This is a genomic window from Halalkaliarchaeum sp. AArc-CO (assembly GCF_024972735.1).
Classification (GTDB): Archaea; Halobacteriota; Halobacteria; order Halobacteriales; family Haloferacaceae; genus Halalkaliarchaeum.
Genome location: NZ_CP087723.1, coordinates 2,997,035 through 3,012,260, shown reverse-complemented (window position 1 = coordinate 3,012,260; position 15,226 = coordinate 2,997,035). Strand labels below are relative to the sequence as shown.

Sequence of the window (15,226 nt, the reverse complement as noted above, 5' to 3'; positions counted from 1 at the left end):
CGAAGTCCAGATGATGCAAACGAAGCAGACGAAGAGGCGGCATAAAAGCGTTGTCCTCGAACGATTTCAGCCCCGTTCACTGATTCATCAATTCGTTATCCGGTCAGAATCTCTATTCGGCGAACTAATTCCAGTTGAAGCCGTTCCCGTCGGTGGCGACGGACGTGTCTCCCGATCGGTTCGTCCCCGAATCAGTCGGTCGATCTGTCGCGTCCCACTCGAACGTCCCAGCGTTCTCGCTCGATTGCTTCGCCCTCGGTTCCTCGCGGACTTCGAACGTCTCCAGCGTCGCACGGAGCTGATCCGCCTGGTCCGACAGTTGCTGGGCGCTCGTCGAGATCTCGGAGACGGACGCCGTCTGCTCCTCCGCGCTCGCAGAGACGTTCTGGGCCTCCTCGGCCGCCTTGCGGCTCACCTCGGAAACGTCGTCGACCATGGCGACGACTTCCTGGGCCGACTCCGCCTGCTGGTCGGTCGTGTCGTTTATCGTCTGGATACCGGCATTGACCTCCTCGACGACGTCGACGATTTCCTCGAGGGCGTTCAACCCCTCCTCGATCGTGGTCGTTCCGTCGTCGACGAGTTCGTTCATTTCGCGGATGTCCTCGGTGGCTTCGCGGCTCGTCCCCTGTATTTCGTCGATGAGATCCTCGATCTCTTCGGTTGCGTCGTGGGTCTCCTCCGCGAGGCTCTTTATTTCGTCTGCGACGACTCCGAACCCGGAACCGGCGTCGCCGACGCGGGCCGCCTCGATCGAGGCGTTGAGCGCCAGCAGGTTGGTCTGTTCCGCGATGTCGTTTATGACTTCGACGATCTCGTCGATTTCGTCGATACGAGAGTCGAGGCCCTCGATCTCCTCGACCGTTTCGGTGGTCTTGCTCTCGATGTCCCGCATGCTCGCTGCCGACTCGCCGGCGAGCTCGCTTCCCTCCTTGCCGTGGCTGGCGGCGCGGTGGGCCATCTCGGCAACCTCGTCCGACGAGGAGGCAATCTCCTCGACCGTCGCCGACAGGTCTGTCATCTCGTCGGCGGCCTGGCCGAGCTGGTCGGTCTGTCTGTCCGCCCCATCGGAAATCTCCTCGACCGACCGGGCGACCTGCTCGCTCGCCCGCTTTATCTCCTCCGAGCCGGACGCGACCTGTTCGCTCGCGGCGGCGACCTCGTCACCCACCTCCTGCATCTCCAGGATCGTCCGCTCGATCTCGCCGAGCATCTCGTTGAACGACTCCGCAATCGACCGGAGCGCCTCGTTGTCGATGTCCTCGTCGAGTCGCTGGGTGAGATCGCCCTCCGCGGCCAGCTCCATCGTCTCGCCGAACTGTTCGGCCTGTCGTTCGAGACTCGTGGCGAGCTCCTCGGCTTCCCTTCGGGCCCGTTGTGCCTCCTCGGTAAACTGCTGGATGTCGGCCTGCATCGTCTCGAGCGCATCGCCGAGCTCCCCCGGAATCTCCTGGTCGAGCACCGGATCGTCGAACTCCTGTCGGGCGATCGCGTTCGCCTGGTCGACAACCGTCTCGAGATACGCCTGCATCTCCGCAAACGAATCCGCCAGGCTGGCAATGTCGTCGTCCGTTTCCGCCTCGATCTTCCGAAGATCGAGATCTCCGTCGGCGATCTTGCTGGCCTCCTCGTCGAGTTCCGTGATCGGACCGACGTAGTCCCACTCGGTCAGCATGATCGTATTGAAAAATGCGACGGTCCCCCCGAGTACGAACACGGCGATCAGCGGGAGGAGATACTCACCGAGATCCACGAAAAACAGTCCCGCCATGAGGAGAAACAACCCGTACTGGATCGCGACAGCCGCGAGGATCTTGTATCGTGTCGAATCGTTGACCCCGACTGCACGCAAAATTTGTCTGAGTAAACGTCGATAGGTCCCCTTGATTGGCCCCTCATTCCGAACTTCCCCTTCTGTTTGCGCCCCTCGATCTGTGTCCAGGTCCGAGCCCAGGTTCGAGTGGCGACGCCTCTCTCCCATATCCGGAGATTTCTGAAACCCTGTTATATACCCGCGGTTCAAATTATCGGGACTGAAATTAACCTCTCCCCCTTATGTATACAAGTTACCGTGTATCATGGTAACAGAGTGAGCCGTTTTTTCGAACTGTGAGAAGACAGCGGTACGCTCTTTATGCGGGCCGGGGTAGGTTGGGTCATGCTGCCACCCATCGCCGGTCGATTCGTCGCCGGAGAAACGCCGGCCGCAGCGTTCGAACACACCCGGCAGATGAACGAAGACGGCGTCGGAGTCATCCTGAATCTCTTGGGAGAACACTACGACGATCACAAGCCCGTCGAGGAGGACACGCGCACCTACCTCAGTCTAGTCGAAGACATCGCAGGAACCGAGATGGACGCGTGTGTCTCCGTGAAGCCGTCTCAACTCGGGCTCGACCTCGGCGACGACGTGTTTGCAAAGAACCTCCACCGGATCGTCGAGGCAGGAGCTGAACACGACGTCTTCGTGTGGTGTGATATGGAGGATGCAACCACCACGGATGCGACTCTGGACGCGTTCGACGAAGCGATGGACATCCATCCGTGGGGCGTGGGGCTGTGCGTCCAGGCGAACCTCGAGCGGACAATGGACGACATGGAACGGTTGATCGACCGACCCGGTCGTCTTCGGCTGGTGAAAGGTGCATACAACGAGGATCCCGAAATATCTTATAAGGGGAAACAGCGAGTGAACGAAGCGTACAAGGAACTGATCCGCTACTGCTTCGAGAACCGCGAGCGCGGCGTCGGCATCGGAAGCCACGATCCGGAGATGATCTCGTATGCAAAGCGGCTCCACGACGAACACGGCACGGAGTTCGAAGTCCAGATGCTGATGGGGGTCCGCGAGGACGCACAGCGAGATCTCGCCTCTCAGGGGTACGAAGTCTGGCAGTACGCCCCCTACGGGAACAAGTGGTTCTCCTACTTCTATCGCCGGCTGCGGGAACGCAAGGAAAACGCCCTGTTTGCGGTGCGAGCAGTGCTCGGTCAGTGAGGAAACCGAACCCCCCGAGTCACTGTTCCAGCCGGTACCGAACCGTCGGTTTCCCGTCGAACCGTGGCCCGTCACCCGCCCGGCTGAACCCCTTTGTTTCCACTGCAGCTTTGCCCTGTTCGTCGGCGGCAGCGACGATCGCCTCGACGTCCATCCCCTCCCTGCGGGCGAACCTGATCGGCTCCTCCAGGAGCCGCTCGACTGCCTCGCCATCGCCGGCAAGCTGGGTGATGTGAACCGTTTTCTGACGCGCATCGAACGACACTATCCCGCGTATCCCCGAGAACTCCGACTCGGTTTCGGTGGGTGTCCCTTCCTGCGGGACGCTTTCTTCCGATCCGTCTACGGCGACGCGGACAGTTCTATCGTGAACGAGGTTCCGCATCACTTCCACCGGCCGATCCGCCAACGTTGCCATCGCGTCGGCGTCAGCTTCGACCGCGTCACGTACTCGCATACCACACTGTTTCGGTCGGTTCCCTTTTAAGGGTGACTGGTAGATCCGCTCGAACGAGGTGAATTTAAGAAGGCGGCCGTCGGAGCCGTAGGTATGAGCACGGCAACAAAGGTCGTTTTGGGTACAGTCGGAGTGTCGGCGTTTCTCGTCGTGGTCATCCTCGCGATGTACGCGTTCGGCTAGACGAGCGCCGGGAGCTCCGCAAGCGATTCGATCTCGTAGGTAGGTTCAAACTGGAGTTCGTAGCCGTTCCGGTGGTCTCTGCGGAGAAATGCCACGTCCATCCCCGCACGCCGAGCAGCGGCCACGTCGACGTTGCTGTCGCCGACGTACAGGACCGAATTCGCCTCGATCCGCGAAGCTGCACGCTCGAGGTAGTAGGGGTTCGGTTTCCGGTTCAGGAACCCCTCGAGAGTCGGTTCCCGTCCGATCGTGACTGAAAAGAGGTTCTGGAGGTCGAATGCGTCGACGATGTACTCGACGGTCGCGTGCTGGTTGTTCGATACCACCCCCCTGGTCGCGTCGAACTCCCGGAGTGTGTCGACGTCGTCGAATAGTCCCTTTATCCCCGCGTCGATCGCCTCCTTTTGAGCACTAGTGGCGTTTGCTTCCCGTCGAGCCCAGAGCTGTTCGGCGTCGAGATCGTATTCCTTACAAACCTGGTAAATCGGATCGATTTCTTCCCTGACTAGGGCTTCGACTGCGTCCGGTGACGGGTCGACGTCGAACTCTCGGAACGTAGCCCGAACCGCGTCCTGGAGCACGTCGTGTGGAGTGAGTTCCGTGAGTACACCGTCGTTGTCGAAGACGACCGCGTCGTAGCTCATACATTTCCTCAGAGAGGGTGCTTCAAAATACCTTCTCTGTTCACCGGTTCATTCCCGTTTCAGACAGGCGATTCAAAACTCCTGCTGGACGATTTCCAGGGTCTGCTCGCGGTCATCCCACGCGACGAACAGCGCGACCGAGGTGGCGCTGGTAATGACGTCGTGGAGGTTGATCCCCGCCTCCGCGATCGGGGCCACGATCTCGCTTATTACTCCTGGCTGGTTCGGGAGTTCTCCGCCGGTTACCCGGATGACGACGATGTCGTCCTCGACGGTCACCGAGGAGAGCAGATCGTCGTGGACGACCTCCTCGTGGAGGAGTGCCTCCGCCTCCTCTGCCCGTTCGACATCGACGTAGAACGTGACCGAATCCATCCCGCTTGCGACCGCGTCGATGTTGATCTCCTCTTGTCTGAGCGCCTGCGAGAGGTCCGCCAGGATCCCCGGTCGGTTTCGGATCGATCGACCGGCAACGGTGATACACGCGAGCGGCTCCTCCCGCATGTCGATCAGATTCTCGAACGCGCCTTCGATGCGGGTCCCGCCCGTGAGCAGATCCCCGTGCTGATAGTGAACGACTCGAACGTCGAGGTCGTCCGTTTTGTACGCGAGCGCGCTTGGGGCGATGACTTCCGCACCCCGGAACGAAAGGTTTCGGAGCTCGTCGACGGTGATCTGACCGACGTTTCGCGCGCCCTCGACCACGTGGGGATCGCCAGTCATGACGCCCTCGACGTCCGTGACGATGACGACCTCGTCGGCGTTCATGTATCTTCCGAGCATGACCGCCGTGGTGTCGCTGCCGCCCCGTCCGAGCGTCGTGACGCGGCCGTCCGGTGTTTCCGCGAGGAATCCGGTGACGACCGGGACCACGTTCCCGAGTTCGGCCGCGAGCGCCTCGACTCCACGTTTGGTCACCTCGACGTCGACCTCCCCGTGTTCGTTCGTGACGATCGGCCACAGGTCGCTGCCCGGTTCGACGAACACTGCATCGATCCCCCGGGCGGCGAGTGCCGCCTTGAGCATCCGGACGCTGGTGCGTTCCCCCATAGAGACGATCTCCGCCCTGTCGGAATCCTCGGTCTCGAAGGTGATCTCCTCGAGGAGATCGTCGGTGGTGGATCCCATCGCGCTCGCGACGACTGCGATCTCGTGGCCTTCCCGCACCGCGTTGGCGATCGAATCGGCAGCCCGGTTGATCCGGTCGCCGCTGCCCAGGCTAGTTCCGCCGAACTTCGCAACCACCCGCATCAACACTCACCCCGAGTTCGCATGGAAGAGGCCTCTGCAGACGCCGACCCGTTCGATCCGCCTGGTCCTTCGGACACGCCCCCGGATGCCACTACCGGGAGCCCTCGATCACGAAGGTGAAACGTGCTCATGCGCCCCGGTAGCAGGGGAACGCGGATAACTGTGTCCACTTCATCAACGGTTGCCAGCCGAACACATCGCAGTCCACGAGATTCACTCGTCGTCCGGTCCCCACGCGTCCGGCATCTCGATGACGTATCGGCCGTCCTCCTGCAGGGAGATGATGTACTCCTGCCGGTCGTAGAGTTCCATCAGGTTGAGTTCGTACTGCCCCTGGCTGACGATCTTGATGCTCTCGAACTGACTGTTGAGCTCCTCGCGGAGCTGGGAGAGGTCCGGACGGTCGACGTTCTCGGGGACGCGTTCCCCCTCGACTTCCCTGTCGGAAGCTCGCCCGGTTCCCTCGTCGGGAGACGACTCCGTGTCCCCACTCGTGGATTCCGCCAGAGCCGAAAGTTCCTCCTCTGAAACGACGCCGGATCGAGCGTCCGCCTGCGCGCGGTTTTCCGGGGAATCGCCCAGGTCCGTGGAAGACACTACTTCCCCCTCGTTTCGGGGTTCGTCCTGCTGTTCTGTGGTCGATTCCTTCCGTTCGACCGTCGGATTATCCGACCTTCCCGCGGTTCTTGACGAGGACCCCGTATCGGAAGTCGACCGCTTTCGCTTTTTCATCTCCGAGGCGGATTTCCGCTGCTTTTCGACCGCACTCGACGGCCGGAACTGGAACTTGTTCCCTCCACAGTCCGGGCAACCCGAAAGCATCTCTTTCGAGCCGTCAGAGAAAACCCGACCGCAGGAGGTACACTGATGAGGCATGTCCGGCGTTCACTTCCGAGAGACGAGTGCGCTGATCAGGTTCTCGTCTTTGTGGAGCGTCTCGATCTGATTCGCCGGCCCGATCACCGTGAGTTTCTTCGTCGATTCTCGACCCATAATGCGATCGAGGATCGACTGGTTGGCGGTTTCCGCCCGAGGATACGTCTCGATTTCGATCCCGCTGAAGTCGTCCGGGCTGATCTCGGTCATCGTCACCTCGATGAGTTTCGACTCCTCGTCGGGTGACAGCCCCTCCTCGAGGATGACGATGTTCCCGTCCCGGACGCCGTCAAGGATGAGCCGGATCTTCTCCATCCCGGTTAATCCCTCCATTCGGGCGCCGCTTATCAGGTCGATCCTGACGCCGTTACCGTTGCCACCGTCGGTTCCGTTGGTCCCGTCCGGTTCCCCGGGAACGGGCTCCAGGTCGGTAGGTGTTGCTTCGGGCATCTGTATCACCCGAACTTCTCCGCGATCTTGTCGTACACTTCGTCCATGTTGCTTCCCTCCAGCGCCGACAGCGGTATCGTCTCGTGTTGCGGGAACGCGTTGGCGACGCGCTGTATCTGCGACTCCTCGAGGTCCGTCTTGTTCGCCAGGATGAGCACCGGCAGGTCCTGGGACTCGATGATCCCGACCAGCATGGTGTTCACCTGGGTGAAGGGGTCCTCCGTCGAGTCGAGAACGTATATGACACCGTCGACGTCTTCTCGAAGCCAGTGCATCGCCTCCGCCACCCCCTCGGTCGCCTCCCTGGAGCGTCGGACGGCGTCGTCTTTCTCCATGTCGTGGTCGAGGAACTCCTTGTAGTCGACCTTCGTGGTCACCCCGGGCGTGTCGACGATGTCGATCGTCACCGTTCGGCCGTTCCGTTCGATCTCGACACCTTCCTTGCGGCGTGCACGCCTCGTTTCGTGTGGAATGTGACTCTCCGGTCCGACTGCATCCCCCGTCCAGTCGCGAGCGATCCGGTTGGCGAGGGTCGTCTTGCCTGCGTTAGGCGGACCGTAAATGCCGATTCGTTTGGGCTCGGATGCCGAGAACAGTCGGTCCGCGGCCCGTGAAATGCTGTCTTTCAGGTTCGTTATCAGTCCCATCCGTGGCCTCCTGAAGTCCTCCGTTTCGGTCGATACGCGACCGTATACCGCATTCACGTCCCCGTGCGCACTTAAATCTGCGTCAGACACATATCCGGAATCACACGTTGTTTACTGACTGACTCGATCGCGAAAACGGGCGAGCTAACGTTCCATGATCTTTCGTTGCGTTCGTCCCCTCTAGCTTTTGTTTCTCCATTGCTTTCCGCCTCCCTCGCCCCTTCCCTTCGGCCCCCGCTCCTTCCCTTCGGCCCCCACTCCTTTCCTTCGGCCCTCACTCCTTTCCTTCGGCCCCCACTCCTTCCCTCCGCCCCCCACCCCTTCGTTTCAGGTGGAACCCGAAAAGAGCGATAGAGTGAACACGAGAAACATTCAGGAGAGCTCCTTGTAGCTATCCATCGTCCTTACTTAACAACAATTAACCAGATGAAAAATAGTAAGAGAATAGTTTGCGGATATTGTTTTAGCTACAAAGTGTTAAAACTACTTGTTTATAATAGATAGTTCTGCCCCCCTACCCACGTGTTTCCGGTTCCACCTGAAACGAAGGGGTGGGGGGGTCCGATTGTTGGATGAATACTCCAACTGTTGGAGAAGGCGAGGATCGGCACGATCGAGAAACCGATTCTAGATTCGCGAACGCGGAGCCTGGAACCGTCGGCCCTTTTACCTCCGCTTTCGTCCTTCCGATATGGCTGGATCCGTCGTGCTCGTGATAGCTTCTACATTTTCCGTCGTTGTCACCGCTTTTTGGGTAATGTTACCAGCATATATTCCGAACAACGTCGCGGTCGTCGCCGGTGGCGGGCGACCGATCGACGGGGGTGCGACGTGGAACGGGAAACGCGTCCTCGGTGACGGAAAAACCTGGCGTGGCACCGCAGCCGGGACGATCGCGGGTGTTCTCCTTGCAATGGTTTTGAACCTCGTCGTCGAACCGATCGGCGTCGCGGTCGGTGTGGACCTTCCGAGCTTTCCGATCGCAGCGGCGTTCGGCCTGGCGCTGGGGGCGATGGTCGGAGACATCGGCGCTTCGTTCCTCAAACGTCGTACCGGACGCGAACGGGGGGCCGCCTTCCCGGGACTCGATCAGTTGGACTTTGTCGTCGGTGGACTCGTCCTTTCGGCGGTGTTCGCGAGCGACTGGTTTTTCGACACGTTCTCCGTCGCGATCGTTCTGGCAGTGCTTGTCATCACCCCGGTGCTTCACGTCGGGACCAACGTTTTCGCGTACCGCCTCGGACTGAAAGACGAGCCGTGGTAAATTTGGTAAATCGCTTGTTCGCCAACTACTGCAAGGTCGGCGGATCCGGCTCGTACCGGCTGTGGATCCGTTCGAAACAGCCAGGAAACGGGTGGTTTTTAATGCGAGGTGCCGTATCACTCCTCATATGTTCAAGGCCATCGTGAGCGCGTCCACGCTCCGGGACGCGCTCGACTCGGTGAGCGTGCTGGTCGACGAGTGCAAGATCCGGTTGAACGAGGACGAACTCTCCATCCGGGCGGTCGATCCCGCGAACGTGGGGATGGTCGATCTCACTCTCGAGGCAGCGGCCTTCGAGTCCTACGAGGCTGACGGGGGCGTCATCGGCGTCAACCTCAATCGTCTCGAGGACATCGCGAGCATGGCCGACAGCGACGATCTGGTTCACCTCGAACTCGACGAGGAGACCCGCAAGCTCCACATCCAGATGGATGGCCTCTCGTACACGCTCGCGCTCATCGACCCGGACGCGATCCGGCAGGAGCCCGACATCCCCGACCTGGATCTGCCGGCGGAAATCGTCCTGGAAGGAGCACAGCTCGATCGCGGGATCAAAGCCTCCGACATGGTCAGTGACCACATCCGGCTGCGGGTCGACGACAACACCGAGGCCTTTTACATCGAGGCGGAGGGGGATACCGACGACGTCGACTTCGAACTCACCACCGAGGACCTCATCGATCTCACTGTCGGTCCCGCTGACTCGCTGTTCTCGCTGGATTATCTCAAGGACATGAACAAGGCGATCCCGGGCGACGCGGAAGTCGTCGTCGAACTCGGCGAGGAGTTCCCGGTCAAACTCCACTACGAGTTCTCGGAGGGGCTCGGTCAGGTGACCTACATGCTTGCGCCCCGGATCCAGAGCGACTGACTCCCGAGACTGACTCCCGAGACTAACTCCGGAGTTTCTCGCTCAGAACCTTTACAGTCGAATTTTGCCCGCAGATTCCCGAAACTCCGGATCCCACAACTCCAGTTCGTCGACCTGCCACTCCACGTCGATCTCGCCGGCGGCCGACCGCAACCGATCGAGTTCCCGTTTGAGCCCCGGACCGCTCTGTCGACCGAACTCGTTCGTTCGGTTCCCGAACTCGTTCGACCGATTTTCCAGCCCGCGTGCAAGCGTCACGTGAGGGACGTACGCTTCGCCTTCGATCCCTTCGATCGCACCGAACGCCCGAACGAGCCGCCAGTGGAGACGAACCAGTGGTTCGCTTTCGACGGCGAGGTACACGACCGGTCCCGGACCCGCTGTCGGCTTTTCGAAGGCGTCGATACCCGTTATCTCCACCCGAAACGGATCGGTTCCGCGAACGAGCGGCCGGAGTTCCGATCGGAGCTCCGAGAGCGCGGCGTCCTTTTCAGGAGGACGGTGTGGATCGGAGAGAACGTCGACGCCGAGCCGCTTGCAGACGAGGGTACGCCGTTCCCGTATCCGATCGAATCGCGTCAGTTCCGGACGCAGATGGTCGACGAGGCGATCGACGGCGGGAGGTAACGGGACGTTGAGGCTGAACATCGAACGTGTCCATCTATTATCAGATCCGGTCGAGCAACCACAACACAATGAGTATGACGATCACCAGACCGATAACTGGGGTCAAAAGCCGGAAAAACGCCGTGGTGATCCGGAGTACCGCGCCCAGCACCTCGAGTACGAGCCACACGACGACCAGCCCCAGCACGATTTTCAGGAGGGTTTCGACTTCGATTGCGCTGCGGAGATCCATACGAACTCTCGTTTCGTCGGGGACAAAAAGACTGTGTCGGATTCACAACCACAATGAACACCGATCAACGACCGGGAAGTTGTCGCAGATGATAACGACTTTCTCCTCGGGGGTCACAATCACCGGTAGGCATGGACTGGCGGAACCGGTCGCTGGTGTTCGTTCTCGCAGTGAGCGTCGCACTCGTGGGGGCAGCGATCCTGTTTGCCGGTCCGGGGATCGCAGGTTCGGGAACTGCCACATTCGGCGATACCGATCCGGCCACCTTCGAGGACCCGTTCTTCCAGACGGACGACGCAGACGCCGACGACATCCTCCTCGAGGCTGACGTCGACGAGAACGGGGACGCGGTCTGGACCGTTGAGTACCGCTTCCTCCTGGCCGACGAGGAGAGCCAGACGGCCTTCGAGGAACTGGAAACGGAAATCGAGGAAAACGAGACGCCGTACGTCGACCGGTTCCGCGACCGGATGGAGTCGACCGTCGCCACCGCCGAGGAGTCAACCGGTCGAGAGATGTCGGTTTCGGACGTCACCGTGGAAACGTACAGACAGACGCTCGCTCGGGAGTATGGGGTAGTGGTGTATTCGTTTACCTGGGGTGGATTCGCCGCCGTCGAGGAGGACACGATCCTGGCAGGTGATGCGATCTCCGGACTGTTCCTCGACGGGGACAGCCGGTTCGTCCTCGCGTGGCCGGACGGTTACGAGGCCTCGGAGGTGAGGCCCGACCCGACGAGGTCGTCGTCGACGAGCGCGACCTGGGACGGCCCGTTCGATTTCTCGAGTGACGAACCGAGAGTGACGATCGTCCCGACACCGGCAGAGCCGACAGATCCGACGGAACCGACCGAACCCGGGGAGCCAACGGATCCTACTGATCCCGCGGAAACGCCGATCTCGAGTGCGGTCATCGCCGGAATATTTGCAATCGCGATCGTCGCCGTGGCGTTCGTCTATCTCCGCCGTCGCAGTGGGGTCGGCGACGCCGGAGCGGACGACCCGGGAGCCACCGCCACCACCGGCGAAGACTCGACCACCGGGGTTGCCGCCGGATCGGAGGACGGCAACGAGGACGACGCCGAACCCACACCGCCGGCCGAGGAACTGTTGAGCCCCGAGGAGCGAGTGTTGAAACTCGTTCGGGAGCACGGCGGCCGGATGAAACAGCAGGAGGTTGTCCGGGAAATGGACTGGACCGACGCCCGGACGAGCCAGGTCGTCGGCTCGCTTCGCGAGGACGGGAAACTCGAGAGCTTCCGTCTCGGTCGAGAGAACGTCCTCAAGCTACCGGACGAGGACGAGCAGAACGACCAGAACCGGCCCTGATCGGGGAAGACACTGGAGCTGATCGGGGAGCGCTGGTTCCGCACCGGAGAACGACGGTCTCGCCGGGGAAACGCCCAAGAGTGCGGGACTCGATGATCATGTATGAGTTTCCTTCGCAAGCTTGGGCGGATGAGTGCCACGGGCGCTCCCGACAGCCTCAAGCGCGCCGTGGCGTTCATCGGCGTCCTCGCGCTCGGATACGCCCTCCTCCTGGGTGACCTCCTCGTCGGGGTGGGGATCCTGTTCGTCCTGTTCGCGGCGATCACGCTGATGAGCGCCTTCGAAGTGGTCGAGGCGTACGAACGGCGGCCCCTCACCATTTTCGGGGAGTACCGCCGCGTGCTCGAACCGGGGCTCCACGTCATCCCGCCGTTCGTCTCCCGGACGTACCCGTTCGACATGCGGACTCAGACGCTCGACGTCCCCACACAGGAGGCGATCACACGGGACAACTCGCCGGTGACGGCCGACGCGGTCGTCTACATCAAGGTGATGGACGCCAAAAAGGCGTTCCTGGAGGTCGACGACTACAAACGTGCAGTCTCCAATCTCGCACAGACGACCCTCCGTGCGGTCATCGGGGACATGGAACTGGACGACACGCTCTCGCGCCGGGAGACCATCAACGCGAAGATCCGGACCGAACTGGACGAACCGACCGACGAGTGGGGGATCCGCGTCGAATCGGTCGAGGTTCGCGAGGTCAACCCCACTCGCGAGGTCCAGCGGGCGATGGAGGAACAGACCTCCGCCGAGCGCCGTCGCCGGGCGATGATCCTCGAAGCCCAGGGGGAACGCCGGTCGGCGATCGAACGCGCCGAGGGGGACAAACGCTCGAACATCATCCGGGCGCAGGGTGAAAAGCAGAGCCAGATCCTGGAAGCGCAGGGGGATGCGATCTCGACGGTGCTTCGTGCCCGATCCGCGGAAGCGATGGGCGAACGCGCAATCATCGAACGCGGCATGGAAACCCTCGAAGCGATCGGGGAAGGGGAGTCGACCACGTTCGTGTTGCCCCAGGAGCTGACCAGTCTCGTCGGTCGGTACGGCAAACAACTTTCGGGTGCAGACGTCCAGGAGATGCAGGCGCTCGACGCTCTCGAGTTCGACGAGGAGACAGAAGAGATGCTCGGGCTCGACGACATCGAGTCCGCACTCGAGGAACTGGAGTCCCTGGAGATCGAGGGGACGAGCGGTGACGTCCCGACTGCCGAGGGCGAGGCGCCCGTCGACGACGAAGAGATCATTCCGGAAGTCGATCGGTCCTGAGTTCGCCGAACCGAAACGACAGACGATTTTTTACTCGGGTTCGACGTCCTCGGTCGGGACGTCACCGGTCGGGACGACCTCCGGCGGCACGCCACGGTCGCGATCGTCCTCACCATCCACGTCGAATTCTCGTCGGAGTTCCGCAATCCGGTCGCGGATGTCCGCCGCCAGTTCGAACTCGAGGTTGTTTGCGGCCTCCTGCATCCGATCCTCGAGGAGTTCGATCCGGCGGGCGGCCTCCTCGGCGTCGTCGACGTCGTCGCCCGCCAGCCCACTCGTGTCGGTTTCGGACCCCGGCAGGTTGGTTTCGCCGACCGGCTTCTCGATCGTCGTCGGCTCGTGGCCGTGTTCCTCGTTGTATTCGCGCTGGATCCGTCGACGCCGCCTCGTTTCCTCGATCGCCGACTCCATTGCGTCGGTGGTCTCGTCGGCGTACAACACGACCTCGCCGTTGACGTTTCGGGCGGCACGTCCCATCGTCTGGACGAGCGTGGTCTCCGACCGGAGGAACCCCTCCTGGTCGGCGTCGAGGATCGCCACCAGCGACACCTCCGGGATGTCGAGCCCCTCCCGGAGTAGGTTGATCCCGACGAGCACGTCGATGTTCCCCATCCGGAGGTCGCGAACGATCTCGTGTCGCTCCAGCGTGTCCGTCTCGTCGTGCATGTACGCCACGTCGACGCCGGCCTCCTCCAGGTACTCCGTGAGGTCCTCGGCCATGCGCTTGGTCAGCGTCGTCACCAGGGTCCGTTCGCCCCGGCCGATCCGGTCGTCGATCCGTCCCATGAGGTCTTCGACCTGTCCGGTGGCGTCCTGGATTTCGATCGCCGGGTCGACCAGATACGTCGGCCGGACGATCTGTTCGACGACCTGTGCGGACTGTTCGCGTTCGTACTCGCCCGGCGTCGCGGAGACGTACAGGGTTTTTCTGGTCTTCTCCTCGAACTCCTCGAAGGTGAGTGGCCGGTTGTCGAACGCAGTGGGCAGCCGGAAGCCGTTCTCCACGAGCGACTCCTTGCGTGACTTGTCACCCTCGAACTGTCCCCGAATCTGCGGGAGCGTCTGGTGTGACTCGTCGACGACGGTGAGGAAATCGTCCGGAAAGTAGTCCAAAAGCGTGTACGGTGGTTCCCCGGACTCCCGGTCCGACAGATGGAGTGAGTAGTTCTCGATCCCCGAACAGTAGCCGGTCTCCCGGAGCATTTCCAGGTCGAACGTCGTGCGCTCGTCGATCCGCTGGGCGGCCACGAGGTTCCCCTGCCGTTCGAAATAGTTGACTCGGCGTTCCCGTAGCTCCTCTATCTCATCGATGGCCCGTTCGAGGCGTTCCTCGGGAATCGAGTAGTGCTCGGCGGGGTGGATAAGCGTCGCGGGCTCCCGGGATTCGACGGTCCCCTCCAGCGGATCGATCTTCGAGATCCGGTCGATCTCGTCGCCCCACAGTTCGATCCGGAGGGGATACCGGCCGTACATCGGGAACACCTCGACAGTGTCGCCCCGAACACGGAATGTTCCCTGGTGGAAGTCGACGTCGTTGCGCTCGTAGTTTCGGTCCACGAGCGCCGCGAGCAGTTCGTCTCTCCCGATCTCCTCCCCCACTTCGATCTCCAGAGCCATCTCGCGGTAGTTCGCGGGGTCGCCGAGTCCGTAGATGGCCGACACAGACGCTACGACGATGACGTCCTCGCGGGTCAAAAGCGACCGCGTCGCCGAGTGACGTAGCCGATCGATCTCCTCGTTGATCGACATCTCCTTGTCGATGTAGGTGTCGGTCTGCTCGACGTACGCCTCCGGCTGGTAGTAGGTGTAGTAGGAGACGAAGTACTCGACGGCGTTGTCCGGAAAGAGGTTCTTGAACTCCTCGTACAGCTGGGCGGCGAGCGTCTTGTTGTGTGCCAGTACCAGCGTCGGACGCTCCAGTTCCTCGACAACCCAGGAGACGGTGTTCGTTTTCCCGGACCCAGTGACGCCCAGGAGGGTCTGTTTTTCGGCGCCCTCTCGGTACCCCTCGACCAGCTTCTCGATCGCGTCGGGCTGGTCGCCGGCGGGATCGAAGGGGGCGTCGACCCGGAACGGTCGGTCGACTTCGGGGCGGTCGGGTGACAGTGGGGTGTCTGCGTCGCTCACGG

General features: G+C 61.6%; 16 protein-coding genes. 6 read left to right on the top strand and 10 right to left on the bottom strand.

Annotated features, from left to right (window positions below; translation table 11 throughout):
* Positions 1 to 124: 124 nt before the first annotated feature.
* Positions 125 to 1,981, bottom strand: a complete 1,857-nt coding sequence (locus AArcCO_RS15850) for a methyl-accepting chemotaxis protein (protein ID WP_259534447.1) — start codon at positions 1,979 to 1,981, stop codon at positions 125 to 127.
* Positions 1,982 to 2,158: 177 nt separating this feature from the next.
* Here AArcCO_RS15850 and AArcCO_RS15845 point away from each other — a divergent pair, with 177 nt between their 5' ends.
* Complete coding sequence (locus AArcCO_RS15845) at positions 2,159 to 2,998, top strand: proline dehydrogenase family protein (protein ID WP_259534446.1); 840 nt, start codon at positions 2,159 to 2,161, stop codon at positions 2,996 to 2,998.
* A gap of 19 nt (positions 2,999 to 3,017) precedes the next feature.
* On the opposite strand, the gene AArcCO_RS15840 is transcribed toward AArcCO_RS15845, so the two are convergent.
* Complete coding sequence (locus AArcCO_RS15840) at positions 3,018 to 3,455, bottom strand: hypothetical protein (RefSeq protein WP_259534445.1); 438 nt, start codon at positions 3,453 to 3,455, stop codon at positions 3,018 to 3,020.
* 93 nt (positions 3,456 to 3,548) lie between these two features.
* On the opposite strand from AArcCO_RS15840, the gene AArcCO_RS16005 reads away from it, so the two are divergent.
* Entirely contained in the window at positions 3,549 to 3,638 is a 90-nt protein-coding gene (locus AArcCO_RS16005; RefSeq protein ID WP_119821598.1) for an adenosine deaminase, read from the top strand.
* Here the strand turns inward: AArcCO_RS16005 and AArcCO_RS15835 are convergent.
* The 5 genes from AArcCO_RS15835 to AArcCO_RS15815 form a co-directional block, all read right to left on the bottom strand.
* The gene (locus AArcCO_RS15835; protein WP_259534444.1) at positions 3,635 to 4,282 is read right to left on the bottom strand and encodes an HAD family hydrolase; all 648 of its coding nucleotides are present in this window, start codon (positions 4,280 to 4,282) and stop codon (positions 3,635 to 3,637) included. The genes AArcCO_RS16005 and AArcCO_RS15835 overlap by 4 nt on opposite strands.
* Before the next feature lie 72 nt (positions 4,283 to 4,354).
* Positions 4,355 to 5,533: an aspartate kinase gene (locus AArcCO_RS15830; RefSeq protein ID WP_259534443.1), complete on the bottom strand. Its 1,179-nt coding sequence runs from the start codon at positions 5,531 to 5,533 to the stop codon at positions 4,355 to 4,357.
* 213 nt (positions 5,534 to 5,746) lie between these two features.
* Positions 5,747 to 6,409 carry an OapC/ArvC family zinc-ribbon domain-containing protein gene (locus AArcCO_RS15825; protein WP_259534442.1) on the bottom strand — a complete coding sequence of 221 codons (663 nt, stop codon included), beginning with the start codon at positions 6,407 to 6,409 and terminating at the stop codon, positions 5,747 to 5,749.
* A 9-nt stretch (positions 6,410 to 6,418) separates the two neighbouring features.
* A complete protein-coding gene (locus AArcCO_RS15820) occupies positions 6,419 to 6,742 on the bottom strand; it encodes a divisome-positioning protein B (protein ID WP_259536482.1) in 324 nt (107 codons plus the stop codon).
* A 122-nt stretch (positions 6,743 to 6,864) separates the two neighbouring features.
* The gene (locus AArcCO_RS15815) at positions 6,865 to 7,506 is read right to left on the bottom strand and encodes a divisome-positioning GTPase DipA (RefSeq protein ID WP_259534441.1); all 642 of its coding nucleotides are present in this window, start codon (positions 7,504 to 7,506) and stop codon (positions 6,865 to 6,867) included.
* Between the two features lie 691 nt (positions 7,507 to 8,197).
* Between AArcCO_RS15815 and AArcCO_RS15810 the strand changes: the two genes are divergently transcribed.
* Together AArcCO_RS15810 and AArcCO_RS15805 are read left to right on the top strand one after the other, a co-directional pair.
* Complete coding sequence (locus AArcCO_RS15810; protein WP_259534440.1) at positions 8,198 to 8,770, top strand: CDP-2,3-bis-(O-geranylgeranyl)-sn-glycerol synthase; 573 nt, start codon at positions 8,198 to 8,200, stop codon at positions 8,768 to 8,770.
* 127 nt (positions 8,771 to 8,897) lie between these two features.
* Positions 8,898 to 9,641, top strand: a complete 744-nt coding sequence (locus AArcCO_RS15805) for a DNA polymerase sliding clamp (RefSeq protein ID WP_259534439.1) — start codon at positions 8,898 to 8,900, stop codon at positions 9,639 to 9,641.
* Between the two features lie 51 nt (positions 9,642 to 9,692).
* Here the strand turns inward: AArcCO_RS15805 and AArcCO_RS15800 are convergent, their stop codons facing one another.
* Both AArcCO_RS15800 and AArcCO_RS15795 read right to left on the bottom strand, forming a co-directional pair.
* The gene (locus AArcCO_RS15800; protein ID WP_259534438.1) at positions 9,693 to 10,289 is read right to left on the bottom strand and encodes a 2'-5' RNA ligase family protein; all 597 of its coding nucleotides are present in this window, start codon (positions 10,287 to 10,289) and stop codon (positions 9,693 to 9,695) included.
* A gap of 19 nt (positions 10,290 to 10,308) precedes the next feature.
* Positions 10,309 to 10,500, bottom strand: coding sequence for a DUF7554 family protein (locus AArcCO_RS15795; RefSeq protein ID WP_119821583.1), 192 nt, complete (start codon positions 10,498 to 10,500; stop codon positions 10,309 to 10,311).
* A gap of 131 nt (positions 10,501 to 10,631) precedes the next feature.
* On the opposite strand from AArcCO_RS15795, the gene AArcCO_RS15790 reads away from it, so the two are divergent.
* Positions 10,632 to 11,828, top strand: coding sequence for a helix-turn-helix transcriptional regulator (locus AArcCO_RS15790; RefSeq protein ID WP_259536537.1), 1,197 nt, complete (start codon positions 10,632 to 10,634; stop codon positions 11,826 to 11,828).
* 177 nt (positions 11,829 to 12,005) lie between these two features.
* Positions 12,006 to 13,097: an SPFH domain-containing protein gene (locus AArcCO_RS15785; protein ID WP_259536481.1), complete on the top strand. Its 1,092-nt coding sequence runs from the start codon at positions 12,006 to 12,008 to the stop codon at positions 13,095 to 13,097.
* Positions 13,098 to 13,127: 30 nt separating this feature from the next.
* Here AArcCO_RS15785 and uvrB read toward each other — a convergent pair whose 3' ends face one another.
* Positions 13,128 to 15,224: an excinuclease ABC subunit UvrB gene (uvrB, locus tag AArcCO_RS15780; protein ID WP_259534437.1), complete on the bottom strand. Its 2,097-nt coding sequence runs from the start codon at positions 15,222 to 15,224 to the stop codon at positions 13,128 to 13,130.
* Between the last annotated feature and the right edge of the window lie 2 nt (positions 15,225 to 15,226).